This is a genomic window from Moraxella boevrei DSM 14165 (assembly GCF_000379845.1).
Lineage (GTDB): Bacteria > Pseudomonadota > Gammaproteobacteria > Pseudomonadales > Moraxellaceae > Faucicola > Faucicola boevrei.
The window spans coordinates 23,188-41,636 of record NZ_KB903771.1; the positions used below are offsets into that span (position 1 = coordinate 23,188).

Genomic DNA, 18,449 nt, shown 5'->3' on the forward strand with positions numbered 1-18,449 from the left:
CTTACTTGCTTATCTCATCTAAATAATCGCTAACAATTTGCAACGCTTGTTCATACATCGGGTCGTGTTCGTCTTTTTCGCCAATCTCAATCATTTTATCCATATCCACCGCTTCTAGGTCAAGCGTACCATTGATGATAGATTGTAGATAATCAATGTCGGATTGAGTATAGTTACTTTCATTCATATTATTTTCCTGTAACCAGTTTTTATGTTGTTGTTCCCACTGGGCAACTTGCTCACTTAGACGTGGGTCATGGCGGTATTTGTCCAAAATAGGCTTTAAATCTTCTTTATCACCATCACCAAACCAACCTTTATCTAAATATTCATATAGTTTATCGCTATCATCGCTAAATACTTGTTTTTCGTCTTGCTCTGCTTGATATTCTTTTGATGATGCCAACATTTCTTGAACAAAATCAACCATGCCTTGAACATCAGTCGTAGCAAATACTTCTTTGTCATCAACAAATTGATTAGAAGCACCCACTTCTACATCTTCGCCTTTTGGTGTGATTTTTACATCCATATCGTCTTTTTTCATGGTTAAATAAAACCCAAAACGCCCGCCATCGTGCAATGTAACATAGTCAAATCCCAATTGGTTAAACTGATGTTTTAATTGTATTAGGGTATCCACATCTTGCATATTAACGCTGTTATAATTCGTTATTGCCCCATTTGCTTTGTAACCTTTGATGTATCTTTTAATGGTTGTGATGACATCATTGGCATTTAGTTTATTAAAATCAATAATTTCATTAACAGGATAGCTACCACTGTCTTTATCATACTGGTTAATTTCAAATTTTAAAGCATGATTGCCAAACATCAATTTAACGTTGTTATGATTGTATTTACCACGCCAAAACGACTGGGTGAAATCATTGCCATTTTGAACAAAACCTAGTTTTAGCAGTTCAGCTTTTAATATTTGACTCTCATCTTGACTGGCAGGCGTGCTTTCATCTAAAGGATTTTGAATTTTTTCCACATAATCCTTAAAATCTTGCAAGCCTTTTAAAGGGTCGTTTTCAATCAGCCATAACTCGCCGTCATCACTCATACGGCTGATTACTTTTGTGCCTTGTGATGAATTGTAGTGATATTCTGTGTAAAGCGTTACTTCTGGATAATCATCAAAGAATACATTAATGACATATTGATTGACCTTTCCACCATTGTCTAAGTTGTAAGTTTCCTTTTCAATATCCTGTCGTTTAAAACCAAATCTTTTTGCCATGTTGAAAAAGTCTTTTTCCAAGTTTTCAACCGCTTCGTTGTACTTTACTGGCTCTTTTATTGTCAACTCTAAAAGATTTTCCACGCCAGTTACGAATTTTAAGACTGGATAATGTTTTTTTATCCGTTGCAATTCACTGACCGCTTCTGATTTACTATCTACTTCAACCGTATAAGGGCTTTTGTCATTGACATTTTGATATTGTTCAATATGATAACGATTGCCCTTGGCAAATACTTTAATGATTTGACCATTGGCACGGGTTTGATAAATAGAATGTTCTTTTTTGGCATTATGATTGACAAGTTCGGTAATCGTTGTCATATCGTCAATTTTGACAATCTTGTTCGCATTCATCAGCTCGTCATAACGACTAGCTTTCATGCTCATCAGATAATCACTTTCTAAGTCCAAAAAGCGTAAATCAGCTTCATCTTTTAACTGCTGTTTATTAATAATTCCCACGAATAAATACGCTCCCTGATGACCGTTTAAATCAATCTGATAGAATTGATTTTTGATTGGTAAGGCACTTTTAGGGTAGAAAGTTTCTTTTTCGGTGTAGTCAATCACATAGCCAAGTCTTTCTAGGATTCTAGCACTGGTAATATCGCCCCCATTGGCTTGTCCACCCACTTGCTCATGAGGTAATCTATGAGTATCAATTTCACCAAATGCGTCAATCAATTTTCTGCGATTGGCGTTCGTATCAACCCCTATTTTAAACCCTAAATTACCCTTGTCATCTTTAAAGGTAAAAATGACATTCTTTTGTTTGCCTTTTAGCACTTTGTCTAGTAAAAATTGGCGGGCATTTTCTAGTTTAACCGTCTGTCCATTGGCAGGCATTTTTTCATGTGGGGCTAGGCTTTTTTCGCCAAAGTTCTCATATTTTTGCTTGGCATTTTTGAGCTTTTCTTGTACTTGGCTTTCATCATACGGATTAACAATCTCTGTAATGACTGGTTTATCTTGTTTTAGCTCTTGTTCGCTATGCTTAATATAGTTGTGTGTGGTTGGCATAATTAAACCAATAAACTCACCGCCTTTATACAGACTGATAGGTCTTCTAGTGCCATTTCCCCCATTGCTAATCTCAAAATCAATATCATCACCCCAATATTCCAACTGATTGCCAAATTCCTTAATAAAAAATTGTAGGTAAGTTTTATCAATTGCCACTTCATTGCCTTGTTCGGTCTTTAAAATAGCAAGCTGGGTTTCTTTTTTATCCGCTGATGTTGCCAAATCTATAAGTTGTAACTGAATGGCTTTTGGTGGAATAAGACGTTCTAATTGCGAAACTGGCATTTGCTTACCATAGTCCGCTTGAGAAATTAACGCATCAGAAACAGATTCTTTCACCATAATATGCCCATTTGACCACATAGAAAAATCATCAGCATAGATAAATCTTAAACCCTTAATCAACTTTTTACGATTAACAGGCTTGGTTTTACCAAATAATTCTTTGGTTTTGTTGGCAATCGGTGTAATGCTGATAATCTGGATATTCCAGCCGTCCGTATCGTCCGCAATGTCATCAAACATCATACTGTCAAATAAACTTGGCGTATCGTCATCAATGATAATGTCATCATTGACATCATCTGCTTCGTCTAGTACAATATCATCTAAGCCAGTTTGTGAACGACCAACCATGTTGTTGGAGATAGAATCGAAAACTGGCTTTTTTGTGTTTATACTGTCATATAAACCACGACTATGATAAGCAACAAAGACAAATTCCCCAGTCGGTCTTTCCCCGACTTTTACACAATGTTTAACCATTTCATCGCCAATTTGCACAGAATTGATGAATTTATGAAATGCAACAAAATTATCTTTTCTATCTTTTTTCAATTCTTCTTTGCCTGCATATTCGCCATTTTTTAATGTTTGCGGTACATAAAACACAAGTTTGGCTCTAATATCATTATTTTTTGTACCTAACGGCAATTCGTCAATACTATCCCTATTGAATAACACCTTGCCAATTTGTGTATTGATATATTTGCCCTGTAATGTTTTTAAGAATTTTATCACGGCTGTTTTATTGTCCTTGCCATACTTGTCTAAATCGGTATCAATATTTGATACATCAATTTCTTGTGAGTTTTGCTCGTAATCAAACTCATCACCTGTTAAATTAATCGGTTCATCGCTTTTATCTTGATTTCCCCCCACATCACCCACAAATGCCTGTTTAGGCTCATGGCGTTTTACATCAATCTGAGCCTGTAAGTCCGCAATTTCCTTGTCCAATGTTTCAAGCAATGCCTGTTTATCAGCAACCGCTTGCTGAGCTTTTGTGATTTCTTGCTCATTTTTCGCCTTTTGTGCCTGTGCTTTGGCAAAACGGCTCATGTTGGCTTTTGCCAATTTCATCATACGCATGGCAACTTGTGATAACTGTATATTTTTCCCATTTTCAGGCTGAACAACGGCGGTGATATCTTTTTTGTTTAACAACCATTTCCAACTAACCATAACATCATTTGCCCCAATTTTTGCAGGGTCGGCATCAGGATTTTTAAAGAAAATACTAAACGTTTGTCCGTCTGATAAACCAAATTCCATAGCCACATTCGCCACGCCTTGACGTTTAAAAGGTTTGGTCAAATTAAATGATGTAACTTGTAATTCTTTATCGCCTGCACTCACCAATCCACGATATAGCCTATCGCCCATTAATTGTAAACGGTTATGCGTGTCCATTAAGCTATCAAAACCCAACTCGGCAATATCACCAAGTTGTGCCAATGCTTCTCTTAAGCTAAACTCTTCCATTAATTCGCCAAAGGTATCGTGCTTTAACATATCACGGTATAAATTATCAAAACTTCTACCATGCGATACAAGGTTTAAACCGTCCCACGCCACATTATCAAAACTGGCTTTATTCTGCTCATCAAGCAACATTTTTTTGCTGATAATGGGTAGGTAATGTTGGTTTTGGCTTGAATTATCCAGTAGCTTTTGGATTGTGTCTGCACTAAAGCCTAAATTGTCAAAACCGTTTTCAGGGTCATTAGCAACCAGTTTGCCATAATCAGGCTCTAAATAATCAAACTGGCTTAATGCCACATAAATCGCATGGTCGCTATCATCAGCCCCTGCCACCGCCACCGTGTCAATATAACGATGATTTTGGGTAAACAGATTGACTGTATGCCAACTATCATCAGCACTACCAACGGTGCTATCAAATCCCAATCCGTCAAATCCTGACGTGTCAGCTATCACCGCAAGCATATCACGGTATTTGCCCTTGATTTCGCCCACTTCATAACGGGCGGTTTTTGTGCCTTTTGTGCCATCTGGGTAAGTAACTGAAAATTGACTGCCTTTTTGGGCAAGTGGTTGAAAAATTTGCATAATAAAGTCCTTTGGTAAAAAGATTTAGCTATTATGCAAAACAATAAGGTGGGGCTGGCGTGATGTTCCGATTAATGATTACCAAACAGCTCATACGGACGCATTTTTTGAAAAGTAACTTGTGTTTTGATAATCTCACTACGCCCACTAGCAGATAGGCTGATATTTGCCTCTTTAACCGCAACAAGCCATTTTTTACCAAATACCGCTTGATTGACCCTTAACGTACGTTTTTTATCAAAAATCACCGCCGTTAAAGCAAAACTGTATTTTATCGGTTCATTCACCGTACCGTCTTTGGGGAATACTAACTTTCTACACATCTCAAAGGAATTGGCAATGTCCATGTTTTTGGTGTCAATAAAGGTTACGTCCATAGTATCGTTAGATTGTTGTGTCAAATAATTTATCTGATGACTACCTGCATGAAAACTTTCACTTTCAGCATTCCCAACCGAAATATCCACATCACTCGCCAGCCATGACAACGGAAAACTATCCAAAAACCAAGGAATTTGCCCTTTGCCAATCCCATAAATATCGGTCAAATACACCGCATAGTTACATTGCAATATCGTACCCAGTGGGTATAATCTTTGATAAGCCTGTCGCAATTCAGACAAAGACAACGCCCCTGCTGACTGTGTATTTAATGTACGATTAATCAGATTAATTTTATTATCCAGTTCAGATAACTGTTTATTGTTGGTAAATGCACTTGCCAGCCCAATTCCATTGCTTACATCGCCCCAGTTCATCAGTAGTCCTCATCGTCTTCATCATCGTCATTGTCATCAAAGTCATCATCTGCTTTATTTTCATCACTACCGATTGGTAAACTATCATCATGCTGACCTTCTAAATCTTGAGCCAGTTTTTCAGCCTGTTCGGTGTCCAATCCGCCAACTTCTTCTAAAATCACTCTGACACTGTCTTTTTTTAATCCAACCTCTCGCAATGCACTCAATGATTGTGCCATTAAAGCAACCGTATTCATACGAGTTTGTTTGTTGTTTAACGCTTCTGTTGCAGCCGCCGATTGGTCGGAATAAAAATCAAATTGCCATGGATAATCACCGTCATAAAAATACTCATTGTATCTAATCCCCCAATGAAGCGACATTAACTGGTTGTAACTATCAATCAATGCTTGACGAATTAGCATACTACGACGCATGATTTGGGCGGATGTATGAAAACTTGCACCATCTCCCAAGCCACCTGCCAACATATCCGCCCAACCGATTAATGATAAATCAAGCCCTAAACCGCCCGCAATCCGCCTTAAATTAATCATCAAGGTTTCTGTGTTAAGTGGAGCGGTTCGCTGTGATAAATCCCCAACTGGTTGAATGTTTTGTTTATCCCCCCACGTTGGTAATACATGGTATTTTGTACCATATAAAGCTTCTCCACCTTTGAACGCTTCCCTAATTTGGTCTCGGTAATTCTGCAAAGTTTTCACCAAGCCGTCCTTGTATTTTTTTTGTTGATTAGGGGGCATACCGTCCATATTCACCGTTAAAAAGGCTTGTTTTACGCTGTCAGCAATTTGTTGATTGTTTAACCCCATTAAACTAATCATGGCATCGTCCCACGCACGTTCTACAGGATATAAAAACGAACCACCCACCATAGACGGCATAATCGGCATATCAGCTTGATTGTCAATGCCAATTAATCGCTCATCAGTAAAACTGGCTAACGACACCTGCGGTACACGCTCAATCCGAGCCATTTTCATACGCAATAACTGATGAACTTCCAATTTAGCAATGGCTTTGTCTAATTTTTCTTCTTCCATGACAAAATAACCAATCGTGCGTCCGCCCTGCTCAAACGGTAAAATCAACGGCGGTGCGGTATAATCGCTATTGACTAAATCAGCCACACCATTGTCATTGACATAAATCCTTGCATAACTATCACCATAAGCGATAGCTTGACGAGCAAGGCTAAACGCATTGCGGTTTAAAATAGGGGTCATGCGTTTGGCTTCAATCTCAACCTTTTTGCGTAATGTCTTTGCACGAAAGCCCTTACCACGCACAGACTCGCTAGGCGAAATAAAAATCATATCCCCAGTTGTCTCATGCCCGCCCAACGCCGCCGTTACATGAAGTGATAAGGCTTCAGCAATTTGTGGGTCAGCTTGCATCAACTGCCATTTGCTGTAGATTTGTTTTCGTGTGCGTAAAGGTGTGTCTTTATGATGATATGTGCCTAATTCCCATTGCGTGAACACGTCAAAGTTTTTATTCACCGCTTGAATACTTGGTGTTTGTTCTTGATGTGAATGTTCCCTATGGTTGATTAGCAGATTTGCCAATGTTTTACCAAAAAAGCTCATACAAAATCCCAAATGATTGATAATGGGGTAATTCTAGGCGGTTTAAGTCATGAGTTTGGCTCTTGTTCCACTTACCTTATATTTTTTGGCGTGATAGAATAATTAAACAATGTACATATTCAATCGCAGACGTAATTTTATCTTGTGAAAGGCTGTTCAAACTTGATACATCAAAACGCTGACATATCATTGTGTTAATTACCACATGACTTAAATGCAAATAAATGGTAGCTGTTTCCACCGCATCATACAATGATTGAATATAAGGTCTAGGATTTTTTTGCAGGTCATTATCTACTAAATCAGGAAAGTATAAGGATATCTGTTTTAAAAAATCCCCACCAATATATTCTGCATACAAAATTACCAATTCTTTACAAATAAAAGTCCCCTTGTTTTGTTTAGCAGTATAGATTTTTGACATATCAATACCGCTTGATTGTAACGATTGCATTTTTTGTACCGAACACATACTATGTATAAAGCTTGTTGCTGACTTTTTACCGCCCGCTTTACACAAGTCCACTAAAGAAAATAAGCCATTTTCATTTTGGCGAATGGTTATGCCATTAATTATCAAAATTTTTTTCATAAATCACCTGTATCTTCTATAATAACATCTTCATTATCTTCAACCAGTTCATCAAAATTACCACTTTCGGCAATCTTTTCAAAACGGCTTAACCGCTCTAACATCTCAAGTTGAGCCTTTTCACGTTGCATGGACGCTGACTCATTTAGTCCTGCCAGTGCTTCAAGGCTAGCTTGACGCTTATCATGTTCACTTTCTCTAAAGTCATCAACACTAATGCCACATACAACAAATTCCTGTTCAGCGATGACCTTTTGGCTATTGGTTAATTGATTCACGGTACGGCTTAGTGTTTCACTCACCACAATAACACGTTGAATAGTCTCACCGTCTGTTTTGACATCTAAAGAATGCAAGGTATCAATGGTATCAACCGTATTGTCCCACAATTCACCCAATTTTTTTAATCTTTTACGGTGTTTGCTAATAATTGCCTTTTTTTCTTGAGCGGTTAAAACAAGATTTTCTAGCTCTGCATAAATCTTTTGCTCGGTTTCTTCTGTTGCAACAATTAAACTTGTTGCATTCTCGTCTTCCTTATTGTTTTCAAGGTTTTGCGTTGAGTTTGTTTCACAACTTGTTGCACCTGTTGCGTGTTTGTTGCATTTGTTACCACCCTTGGGAATGGTTGTTTTTTGCCAGTTATATTTTTTCGCCCTACGATTGATAGATGAATAGCTCGGCGTTTCCACACCGTCAAATAAGGTTGCTAGCTTGTCCGCCAGTTCACGCCATGTAATATTAGGCGTATTTTCCCATATCGTTTGAGCTGTTTGCCAAATCTCTTCAGGCGTTGCCATAAATTACTCCACGACTTCAATGGTTGGCTCTGGTAAAGGAAAACTATATTGATAGCCTGTTTTTAATTCATCTAACAACCGATGCCTATCTTCTCTATCAATTCTTTGATTGATATTGTCAATATGTGCCTGAAATTGCGTTTGTTTTTGGGCTTCTTTGGTGGCAATCTTACGAATATTCCATTCTAAATAATGTAATAAATGATGAAAATTTGGGTCAAATTTTTTTAAATCATCGCTGTGCTTTAAGGTATAATCTCTTATTTTTTCGCAAGTATTCACCAAATCCATATGTTCATCTTTATCAACTTTTTGCATAAAATCGGTAACAGACCCTACCATTTGCTCAATCATAGGTTCAAAATATTTACGACAATTTAGCAGGATATGGTTTAGATGATTGGCATAGATGTCATTAATAGGTTCACAAGACCGCCCCAATAAATAATCCACCGTACAACCATACATATCTGCTAGAATTATGAGCAATTCAATATTAACATCAACATGACCGTTTTCAAGTTCACTAATACGGTTGCGATTATTCGTAATGCCCCATACTCGCTCCATAACTTCAGCTTGTGTATAGCCAGCACCAACTCGTGCCACTTTAAGATTAGCCCCTAATAGTTTTTTGCGTTGAGTACGTTGTGTATCGGTAAAATATCGTTTAGCTCTTATCATATTTTCCCCTTATGTATTCCCATAGCGATGATATTCGGTTCGCCGATTGGCTTGAATAGTTCGCCATTGTTCAAATTTTAATTCACTTGCTTTAATCAAAAATTGCAATCTTGTTTCTTTCGCAACCGCTTCTTTCAACGCCTCCAATAATTGTAAATACTCTGGGTGTGCATACGCATAGCTTTCTCGCTCCTGAGCGGTTTTTAGTTTGTCGCTTGCTTCTTGAATCAGCATGGCTTTTTTAGATTTGCGAAATTCTTCCAAATAAACCCTGTCAGCTTTTGCTTTGGCTAATTCGTCAGCCTTTGCACGGATAAAATTTAATGCCCTTCTACTTGTTCATCTAAAGTTTGTGAGTTATCCATATCACACCACCATAATAGATAAGCCATGCTAATATAGTTATTAAGTTATACATCGTTTTTCCAATGCTAAATATTTAAATCTTTCCACAAACTCAGCATAAGGTAAAATGTGAATTTTCGGATTATTATTCATTTCAAAAAAACTAAATTTTTTTGAAAATCGTTATGTGATATTCTGGCTGTATTACCCATATCATCAATGTAAATCATGCTTACGCTCCACACTAGCACACTCGCCAGCCAATGCAAAATAAGCAGTACCGTCTAATTTGACAAGTCTAACAGTTTTATGCCATTCAAGATTAGAATTGACGTTTAACAAACATCGTAACAAATTGCCTACTTTGCTCTCACTAAACCACATAATTTTTAGAAAAAATATTTCTATGACAAACAAATCGCCTTTAAGGTCATCTGATAGATTTCTATCCCCCATAAAGTGCATCTGCTTTTTAGAAAATAGCGTTAATCTATTGTTAAATGTAATACAAATCATTTTTCAATTTTCCTATCAAAAAAATAAATCTTTCGCTGTTGTTGTTGGCGTTTAACCGTCTTTCTTAATTTTTTCATCGTTAATCTCCACCAAAATCAATTTATAAACTTTCTTATCAATTACCATAAAACCACGTCTAGCGTAACTTTTATCAATATCACCAATCACCCAGACTGTTAACACAAAAGTCCAAATAAATGTTAATAAAATAACAAACAATACAAACCACGCATCGCTCATAAATCACACTCCCATTGATACCGTTCATTTTTTTTGATAGACATATAGTCTTTTAGCACATTCAACGCTTCTTCATAGCCATAACAAACAACCGCCTTGTAGTTTTCTTCATTCAACATCGCAATGCGTTGCTTTTGTTTTGGACTTACTTTGCCTTTAGGCTTTAGTCGCTTTAATTCAATCCGCAACCCGTGATAGCCTTGTCTTGCGATATCTAGGATTAAGTCAGGATAACCTGCTTTTGTTCCCATCTTTTTAAAATTACCCCCTTCTGTTTTTGTCCTTAGACCACCATTAGGGGAATGGTGCAGATAGTCTGCTAAGGTTTTTTCGCCATATTTAACATTTTTTGCCCATGTGATGATATCTTTTTGAATATCATCTTCTTCAGGGGTGCCAAACGCTTGTTTTACTTCTTTGGGTATTTTTAATCGCCAACGTGTCATGCTTTTTCCTCTAATTTCTGCTGAAAATTGCAAATTTGGCAAATATCTTTATCAAAAAACTGCAAAACATCTTTGCATTCTTTGCAATAGCGTTTTTCATTCATACCATTATTAACATCATTAGAATTATCTTTGTCATTTATCTCAGCTTTTTTATCTTGAGAAATTTGTCGTATTGTATCTAGTAATTTAACAGTCACTAAAAGAAATACCACCATCATAAAAATAAATGCTAATTCACTTATATACATTTTATCTAACTACCTTATCTATCTGTTTACCAATCCATAACATAACATTGGTTGCCATGCTATTACCTAATGCTTTATATCGTGGACTGTTGGGGCATTCTTCAGCTGATTTACCACGATAGGGAATTTGTGTATAATTATCGGGAAATCCCATTAAACGCTCACATTCAACAGGCGTTAAACGCCTAACCATTACTGGATAAGCCACCGCATGACGGTCTGATGTTGTGAGCGTGTAAGACGTTTGGTTATCTGACAACCCTAAATGATTGCCACCATGTTTGTTATCACGACCAATTACATTACCTGCAATCGTAAATACACTTAAAGGTTCTTTATAGTCGCAAGCGGTCAATGTGGGTGATTGTTCTTTTTGCTCTTTTACCGCCAAGCCACGAGTGGAAAAGGCATAAGCCGTTGCAGCAAAAGGAATGTTACCACCACCAGTCCCCATAGCCGCCGTTAAAGTTGGTGCAACAAAGCCATGACATTCACGGATAGGGTTTTTGTCATAGCGTGTTTCAAAACAATAGACGCTTAATCCAAATTTTGAGCTATCCACTTTTGTAAAATATCTTTGAGCATAGGGGATATCTTTTTGTGTTGATGTTTTTCTGCTCTTTGTAGTAACCCCTGACAAGCTCTCACGCTCAAGTAATATTGGCGGTCTATTGGTCCAATCTCCAAAATCTGTGATAGCAAACACACGCTTGCGTCTTTGGGCGAGTCCAAAGTATTGAGCGTCAAGCACTCGCCATTCGGTAAGTCCATTTTTGCCCAACGCAAAGCCCGTGTTGCCCCAACCGTTTTTGGGGGTGTCAATATCTCTGCCCCCAGATAGCAGTCTAACCACCACCGCAAAGTCTGCTCCTTTGTTGGAGCTAAATGCTCCTGGGACATTTTCCCATAATGCAAACCTGCAACCATTGTGCTTTCTTGCCCATTCAATAATTCTAATTGCGTCATAAAATAATCCTGATGCTTGACCCTTAAGACCTTGTCGCTTGCCAGCCACACTCAAATCGGTACATGGACTGCCAAATACCACCAAATCAATTTGTCCCAATGCTTTAATTTGCTCTTCTGTGATTTTGGTAACATCTCCCAAATTAGGGATATCTGGGTAATGATAGTCTAATAATGCACAGGGGAATGGTTCAATTTCGCTAAATCCAACACATTGCCAACCTAATTTTTTCCAAGCCACCGAACAGGCTTCAATACCGCTAAATAGGCTTAAAAATCTCATACAACCGCCTTATTTTTGGTCTTTATCATCTGATTTTTCAGAGATTTCTTTTATTTTTTGCTTGCTTTCAGCTTCAATCTCAGCAAGTTTGGCATTTAAGGTATTTAACGCCTGTTCTGCTATTTTTGAATCACTCCATACTACTACTTTTTGGGCTGTATAAAGCCCAGTCATCACATACATTGAATTTTGTTTTGGTATTAATACCCACAAAACCACAGAAACTATCAGAAAAACAGACCCAAAATTGAACATCACAGGTGCTTTGGTTTTCATGTAATCACTCAAATCATTACCAATAATCAAGTGCATCGCAAAACCAATCAATAAAAAACATGAAAAAATCCCAATTACCACACTTGCAATGGTTTTTATCTGTGCTAAAAAATCTATAAAATAAATAATCACAATTAAATCATTCATATCTTTACCCATTAAAATTAAATACAGCCACCAACCAACAAAATAGGAACTCTTATCAAAAACCTAAGAATAGCAACCCATTTAAATCGGCTTGGAAAGCGTGATGTCTGGTGCATCGTTGTTGCACGCTTTCCAATATAATCACCAGAAAACTCAACAACCCATTCTTGTGTACTGGCCCTAAAAAATATTCTCAATTCATATTTTTTTAGCTTCATACCACCACCCTGCCAAAATCCGCTGAATTTTTGCCATAGTCTCCTGCACAAAATCATCATCCGCCACCGCATTTTTATATTCAACTTGTTGACTAACTGGCAATTCAAACCGACTACCTGCCAAATATTCAGTACAGACCTGTTCATAGCACGCCAGCCAAATTTTCCACGTCTGCTGTTCGCTTTGCGTTTTTAACTCATAAAAACCCACACGATTTGCTGTTTCATACACAACTGCATGAGGGTATTTGTTATGGCAAGCATCCAAATAAGCGGTTCTGGCGTGTGGAAATTGTTTAAACTCATCATTTTTTACTAGGTCCAAAAACTCTTTGGCATTATTCGGTGGAAAATCTAGCTCTATGCTCAAGGTTTTTGCCATGTCAAACTGTCGTTTGGTAATGCCTTTTATCGTCAGATATCTCGCCCAAAGTATGACGGTTTCAACACCCCATTCATCAGGGTTTAATTTATTTTTAAACCACAATTTCCAATCAGAAAACATCTCGGATATTGCCAGTATCAATTGTTCGCTCGGCTCGTTGGTCAAGGTATTGTCTGACACCTGCTCCAAGTTGGTTTGCGTATTCTGTGGTTGTGGGTTTTTTAGTAGTTGGCTGATTGCTTGCATGAGTTTTTCCTGTGTTGCTAAAAGTTCTTTCGTTCATAATCCATTTACGCAATTTGTCTTTGCGTAAATTTTCGGTAATCAAAGGTTTGCCAATCAAGGCTTGTTCAGCATGATGATTTCTAAAATCATTAACGATTAAATCATATTCCTGTTGATTGAGTACCTTTATAGAACCTGCTAATCGTAATGTTTGTTGCATTTCATCTAAGCTAGGTGCTTGCCAATTTTGAATATCTTGCATTCTGTCAAAACGAATTTGTTCACTTTGCTGATTTTGCGATTTTTCGTTTTCGCCCGCTTGTGAGTGAGTATTAATAATAGATGACGATAACGATAAAGGGCATTCATCAAGCATACTTTGAGCATTGCTTATGTTATGCTTGTGCATTGCGTTAGCATTGCTTACATCATGCGTTGGTATTGCAGAATTTTCATTGTCATTTTGATTAGGACTTTGATTGTCTTTATTTCCCCAACGTGCTTCTGCTGCCTTTTTAGCTTTTTCTGATTTCATTTTTTTGTTGTCAGTCGCTTCATTTTTTTTGTCATCAAGGTATGGGCTATAGATAATATTGTTGGCTTCATCCTCAGCAAAAATACCTGTGGCAAAAATGCTTTCTTTTAGCAACTTGACTTTACTGGCTGGCAAGCGAGTAATCGCACCAATGATTTTGTTGTCATTGGGGATTGCTCCATTTTTCCAATAATCCAACATTAATAAATAAAGTCCACCGATTTGTTCGGTGGTTAATCTGGTTGTCATACTTAACATCTCCCCAATGTAGATTGGTAGCCAAATACTGACATCTTTTTCGCTAGACATCACGCTACTCCTTCCATTGTCAGTTTTTCGATAATCCATGCCTGACCTTTCTGGGTAAAAAGTGGCTGGTCAAATCCCAGTTCAGTTTGCTTCATTTCACCGTAGCCTTTTTGTTCAAACCAAGCATTGAATACTCTGCCACGTTTTACATTTTTGTTATAGACGCCTAATTCGTCCAGATGACGATTAAGCACTATCGCACTCATACCGCCTAGCTTTGCTCCAATTTGGGTGGCATTAACTAAATTGGAGCGTTCGACAACTTTATTGTAGTGATTGATTTTTGGTTGTGCGTTTGTCAGTTCAATTTGCAAGGCTTGTTTTTGTTTTTCGCTTTCAAGCAAGCTTTCTAAAGCCTCAATATAGTTACTTGGAAGTTTTACCTGTTGTTTTTCCAGTTCTTGCCAGCGTGTGATGATGGCATGACGCATTCTGACGTTATAACCACTCACCAAAGTCAAGGTCATATCTTTACTCAAAAGATATTCAATTTGTTGGCGATTCATGCTATCTATATAGATGTGCTGAAAACTTAGCACATCTATTTGTAGCTGTTCACATACATTGCGAATGTCTGCTAGCACATTTCTATGCTCTTTTTCGCATAATTTTGCAATTTCACGACTTGACATCGTTGGTATTTTTTGGTTTAATATTGAGATATTCATTTTAGATACTCCCATGAGTGTTAAATAGAACCCTTAATAGTTTGCCCTATTAAGGGTTTTAATATTTGTTTAAAAATTCCAACAATTCACAATTCTTATAATGCCCCTGTGGGCGTACCACAGTTTTTACATAATAAGACTTCGGAAAATTGCATTGTTTCGTCCAGTTGTCCAACGTGGTAACGCTTACACCCAGCACACCAGCAACGACTTTCTTACGAATAAATTCGTCTTTCATCAGTTTTAGCAATTTTGATTTTGCCTTTTTGATGAGTTCAACTCGTTTTTCATCGCGAAAAGCAGTCTTAGCAGAATTTTTAAAGTCTTTTTTTGGGCTTTTTAAAACCCCTTTCTTTGGCTTTCTTAAAGGCTTTGGGCTTGGTAAAGTTGTTTGTTTGTCGCTATTTGGCTTGTGTTTTGTCAACCATTCATCACCGATAGTGATTTGGTCTAGGTACTGGGGGGTTGATAGTTTGGGGGTGTTAAGGCTTGTGGTCATTGGTTTACTCCTGTAGATATTACAAATCTATTTCTTCGATGATAGGGCATAAATCAACGGCTTTGATTTTGCCTTCGGTGATTTTTTCAATTTTTTTAGCGTTGACGATGCTCACGCCATGTCTGTTATTCAGCCACCCTGTAATTGTTCCCTGTGTAACACCAATTTTTTCTCCTAACTCTCGTTGATTTTTACCAAACATCTCTATGAGTTTTTCGATGTTTGGGTTTTTAGGTTGTTTTATCATAATGGTATACCTTTGCAAATAAGGTTGAATTTTATATGTATTCGTTTTTTATGTCAATGTTATAAATGAATTTAAATAAAAATAATAGATTTTTTATTTGCTAAGTGGTTTGGTAAAATAAAGATTGTATATTGAAAGGTTGTCCTTTATAATAATAATAAATTTTTTATCTCTTCGGAGGGCTATACAATGTTGAAAGACCGTCTAAAATGGGCTAGGAAGAATGCTCGCTTAACGCAAATGGATGTTGTTGAGAAGGTAAAGATATCACAGGGTACATATAGTCAGCTAGAGCGTGGTCTTGTCAAAAGCACCTCTAAAATAGTAGAGCTTGCTGATTTATTTGGTGTTAATCCTATGTGGTTATCTACAGGCGTGGGCGAAGCGTTCAGCAATACTGGTGCTAATCTTCAACATAATGGGGATAACTATGGTAATATTGTTGGTGGTATCGGCAATACTCAAAATAATCTAACTCAAAATGTATCAGTGCAAGACCAAGCCGAGCTTGATGCAATCAGTGCTAATCATTATAAAGATATGCCCCTTTTGGATATTGATATGGGGGTAAAATACGCCCTTGACCCAGACGCACTTGCTAATTTAATCTTAAATAGCAATCAAAAAATATTGGCTTTTATCCCCCATACAGGCAATACCTTTGGCGTAAAACTACCCTATGATATACAAGGTATAACCCCGAGTGCATTATTGCAGAATGATATATTGATTATTGAGCCGTGTATTCGACCTAGGGATAATGATTTGGTGTTGGTGTGTTTGGATTTTGGCAAGCCAACCCAACGGGGAATGGTGGGAAGATTATTAATGGGGATAAGTGGTAAACCCATGCTACAACACAATGAATTTGAGCCTGAGTCTATGCCTGTCGGCTCCCTGATTTGTGGTGTTGTTATTGCAATCAAGCGTCACACTATAGATAATGCGATGTTGACGGCTAGAATTGTGCCTGACTGGGATATCACAAAAACCCTTGTGGTAGATGATACAAAAGTTGATGCGGAGCAAAAAGATGACTAATATAACCTTTCCTGTTTTTGGAGATATATTAAATACTGCTATCCAAGTGGTTAAAACATCTAGCAACCGCAAAAACGGCATTACCGAAAAGAAGTACATTGAAGAAATGACTACTGCTTTAAAATTAACTGAAAAACAAGTCAATCTAACATATAAAGCAACATTAAACGGCGTTACAAAAGATGATTTTAACTGTTTGTTTAGATTGCTTGATATTTGTAATTTGTGTATGACAGCAATGGGATTAGTAAAAGACAATGTTTTTCCATTGCTAATCAACCCTATAAGCGATAATTTTTTAGATTTTGTTGCATTTAATCAAACAGTTACTTCTGACAACTTAATTAAACTTGACCCATTCGGAAAAATATTTTTTTGGTTAGCAAATGATAATTTTAATATCGTTATTAAAACTATGGTTAGTGATGATAAAGAATATATTGCAAATCTCAATAGATTTGAAAAAGTTTCTTTTCAAGAGTTAAAAATTTTACAAAAGGTTTGCTATGGTGAAAATGGCGACCCGTTACTCAACTTTTTGATTAAGGAAACCATGCGTAGAACGTCTGTTTTTATGAACAACTACGCCAATGCTACCTTGCTAAACGACTATGAAAAAGCCACACACGCAACAATTCTCAAAAAATTGATGAAATTAACACCAACACAATTTGAACATTTATGTTTGGAAGTGGTGCAACAATCTTTGAAAAATGAAGCTCCTGACAGTCAAGTTGTCAGTAATCATGTGGGTAAGACCAATGACGGCGGTATTGACGGTATTGTCAAACAAACGTTCCCAAATGGTGAACTTCATACCTACTATATCCAAGCCAAACTGTACCAAAATCAAAACAAGATTTCTAACCGTGAATTACGCAATTTTGTTGGTGCTTTTCCACCTGACCCAAAATTTCATCATGGCATTTTTATCACAACGAGCGATTACACCGCCCCAGCGATAGAATATAAAGACAATCTACCAAGCCATAGTTTGATTTTGATTAATCAATTAGCCTTACTTGAGTTAATGATTGAGCATGAAGTTGGTGTAGAAACGGTTAAAACAGAAGCACTGGTTTTAAACAAGGAGTTTTACCGAAAACTCGGTAAATAGTGGAACACAGCCACGCCAGCCAACCAAAACCGCCTAAAATCCTTATATATTTAACCTTATAAGGATTTTTTTATGAAATTATCTGACATCAACGAAAAAACTGAAATCATCAAAGATTTTAGCAAGCAATTAAGCAAAACTACCAAACAACGTATCGCTTCAACCGTTTTTGGCAAAATCAAACGTACTAGTGGTATATCAGTTTTACCAGTTGATATTACGCTAGAAAATTTGCAAATCGTTACCCTAAATATCCGCATTATTGATGATAAACCTGATATCTATCGGGTTGATATTAATGGTAAAGCCTTTGTGAGTACAGGCGATTTTTCTAATGAATACAAGCCAGCATTTAATAAGTCGGTTGCTGAAGTTGGTAAGGCGGTTTTGTTGGGGCAGGATAAATTTAACAAAAGTTTAGCACGCCAAAAAGCCCCACGAAAAACCACTAACAAAAGCACTAGAGTGAGTCAAAAGCAACAGTTGGCAGACTTGGCTGAATTGGAGCAACAACTGGACCAACAGATTGAACAAAAACAAGCCGAAAAGCAAGTCTTGATTGAGCAGTTGCAAGCTATTCAAGAAAATATTTGACTTGAAGTGGGGAATGGGGTATTATGTATTTAAGGTCTGAAAACCTTAATATAGCGGTTCATCGCTCCCGATAGTCTTAGCGGTTTTTTAT

At 37.2% G+C, this 18,449-nt stretch carries 21 protein-coding genes; 3 read left to right on the forward strand and 18 right to left on the reverse strand.

Translation table 11 applies throughout. The features are described 5' to 3' along the window. Position 1: 1 nt before the first annotated feature. The 18 genes from A3G3_RS0101195 to A3G3_RS0101285 all read right to left on the reverse strand — a co-directional run bounded on the left by A3G3_RS0101195 (position 2) and on the right by A3G3_RS0101285 (position 15,606). The gene (locus tag A3G3_RS0101195) at positions 2-4,624 is read right to left on the reverse strand and encodes a defense against restriction DarA-related protein (RefSeq protein ID WP_019518717.1); all 4,623 of its coding nucleotides are present in this window, start codon (positions 4,622-4,624) and stop codon (positions 2-4) included. A 71-nt stretch (positions 4,625-4,695) separates the two neighbouring features. Continuing rightward, complete coding sequence (locus tag A3G3_RS12865; RefSeq protein WP_019518718.1) at positions 4,696-5,382, reverse strand: hypothetical protein; 687 nt, start codon at positions 5,380-5,382, stop codon at positions 4,696-4,698. Next, positions 5,382-6,974, reverse strand: coding sequence for a hypothetical protein (locus A3G3_RS0101205; protein WP_019518719.1), 1,593 nt, complete (start codon positions 6,972-6,974; stop codon positions 5,382-5,384). The genes A3G3_RS12865 and A3G3_RS0101205 overlap by 1 nt, the downstream gene beginning before the upstream one ends. A 76-nt stretch (positions 6,975-7,050) precedes the next feature. Continuing rightward, a complete protein-coding gene (locus A3G3_RS0101210; RefSeq protein WP_019518720.1) occupies positions 7,051-7,566 on the reverse strand; it encodes a KilA-N domain-containing protein in 516 nt (171 codons plus the stop codon). Then, entirely contained in the window at positions 7,563-8,366 is an 804-nt protein-coding gene (locus A3G3_RS0101215) for a hypothetical protein (protein WP_019518721.1), read from the reverse strand. Before A3G3_RS0101215 ends, A3G3_RS0101210 begins: the two co-directional genes overlap by 4 nt. A 3-nt stretch (positions 8,367-8,369) precedes the next feature. Next, the gene (locus tag A3G3_RS0101220; protein ID WP_019518722.1) at positions 8,370-9,050 is read right to left on the reverse strand and encodes a helix-turn-helix domain-containing protein; all 681 of its coding nucleotides are present in this window, start codon (positions 9,048-9,050) and stop codon (positions 8,370-8,372) included. 9 nt (positions 9,051-9,059) lie between these two features. Then, positions 9,060-9,314: a hypothetical protein gene (locus tag A3G3_RS0101225; RefSeq protein WP_019518723.1), complete on the reverse strand. Its 255-nt coding sequence runs from the start codon at positions 9,312-9,314 to the stop codon at positions 9,060-9,062. Positions 9,315-9,611: 297 nt separating this feature from the next. Then, positions 9,612-9,851, reverse strand: a complete 240-nt coding sequence (locus A3G3_RS0101230; RefSeq protein ID WP_156802064.1) for a hypothetical protein — start codon at positions 9,849-9,851, stop codon at positions 9,612-9,614. A gap of 111 nt (positions 9,852-9,962) precedes the next feature. Continuing rightward, the gene (locus A3G3_RS0101235) at positions 9,963-10,151 is read right to left on the reverse strand and encodes a hypothetical protein (protein WP_019518725.1); all 189 of its coding nucleotides are present in this window, start codon (positions 10,149-10,151) and stop codon (positions 9,963-9,965) included. Beyond that, positions 10,148-10,597, reverse strand: a complete 450-nt coding sequence (locus tag A3G3_RS12870) for a VRR-NUC domain-containing protein (protein ID WP_019518726.1) — start codon at positions 10,595-10,597, stop codon at positions 10,148-10,150. The genes A3G3_RS0101235 and A3G3_RS12870 overlap by 4 nt, the downstream gene beginning before the upstream one ends. Continuing rightward, positions 10,594-10,848, reverse strand: coding sequence for a hypothetical protein (locus A3G3_RS0101245; protein WP_019518727.1), 255 nt, complete (start codon positions 10,846-10,848; stop codon positions 10,594-10,596). The genes A3G3_RS12870 and A3G3_RS0101245 overlap by 4 nt, the downstream gene beginning before the upstream one ends. Before the next feature lies 1 nt (position 10,849). Continuing rightward, positions 10,850-12,097 (reverse strand): DNA cytosine methyltransferase, encoded by a 1,248-nt coding sequence (locus A3G3_RS0101250; RefSeq protein ID WP_019518728.1) that lies wholly within the window; start codon positions 12,095-12,097, stop codon positions 10,850-10,852. A 9-nt stretch (positions 12,098-12,106) separates the two neighbouring features. Next, on the reverse strand, positions 12,107-12,520 hold the full coding sequence (locus A3G3_RS0101255; RefSeq protein ID WP_019518729.1) for a hypothetical protein: 414 nt from the start codon (positions 12,518-12,520) through the stop codon (positions 12,107-12,109). A 198-nt stretch (positions 12,521-12,718) separates the two neighbouring features. Continuing rightward, a complete protein-coding gene (locus tag A3G3_RS14580; RefSeq protein ID WP_169333190.1) occupies positions 12,719-13,303 on the reverse strand; it encodes a hypothetical protein in 585 nt (194 codons plus the stop codon). Then, positions 13,233-14,231: a DUF1376 domain-containing protein gene (locus tag A3G3_RS13880; protein ID WP_156802065.1), complete on the reverse strand. Its 999-nt coding sequence runs from the start codon at positions 14,229-14,231 to the stop codon at positions 13,233-13,235. Before A3G3_RS13880 ends, A3G3_RS14580 begins: the two co-directional genes overlap by 71 nt. Further along, positions 14,192-14,860, reverse strand: a complete 669-nt coding sequence (locus A3G3_RS0101275) for a Rha family transcriptional regulator (RefSeq protein ID WP_019518733.1) — start codon at positions 14,858-14,860, stop codon at positions 14,192-14,194. The genes A3G3_RS13880 and A3G3_RS0101275 overlap by 40 nt, the downstream gene beginning before the upstream one ends. Before the next feature lie 58 nt (positions 14,861-14,918). Then, positions 14,919-15,359 carry a helix-turn-helix transcriptional regulator gene (locus tag A3G3_RS0101280; RefSeq protein WP_019518734.1) on the reverse strand — a complete coding sequence of 147 codons (441 nt, stop codon included), beginning with the start codon at positions 15,357-15,359 and terminating at the stop codon, positions 14,919-14,921. Positions 15,360-15,378: 19 nt separating this feature from the next. Next, positions 15,379-15,606, reverse strand: a complete 228-nt coding sequence (locus tag A3G3_RS0101285) for a transcriptional regulator (RefSeq protein WP_019518735.1) — start codon at positions 15,604-15,606, stop codon at positions 15,379-15,381. Between the two features lie 189 nt (positions 15,607-15,795). On the opposite strand from A3G3_RS0101285, the gene A3G3_RS13885 reads away from it, so the two are divergent. The 3 genes from A3G3_RS13885 to A3G3_RS0101300 all read left to right on the forward strand — a co-directional run bounded on the left by A3G3_RS13885 (position 15,796) and on the right by A3G3_RS0101300 (position 18,358). Continuing rightward, positions 15,796-16,647: a helix-turn-helix domain-containing protein gene (locus A3G3_RS13885; RefSeq protein ID WP_019518736.1), complete on the forward strand. Its 852-nt coding sequence runs from the start codon at positions 15,796-15,798 to the stop codon at positions 16,645-16,647. Beyond that, a complete protein-coding gene (locus A3G3_RS0101295) occupies positions 16,640-17,764 on the forward strand; it encodes a restriction endonuclease (RefSeq protein ID WP_019518737.1) in 1,125 nt (374 codons plus the stop codon). Before A3G3_RS13885 ends, A3G3_RS0101295 begins: the two co-directional genes overlap by 8 nt. 72 nt (positions 17,765-17,836) lie before the next feature. Then, positions 17,837-18,358 (forward strand): hypothetical protein, encoded by a 522-nt coding sequence (locus tag A3G3_RS0101300; RefSeq protein WP_019518738.1) that lies wholly within the window; start codon positions 17,837-17,839, stop codon positions 18,356-18,358. Positions 18,359-18,449: the final 91 nt, after the last annotated feature.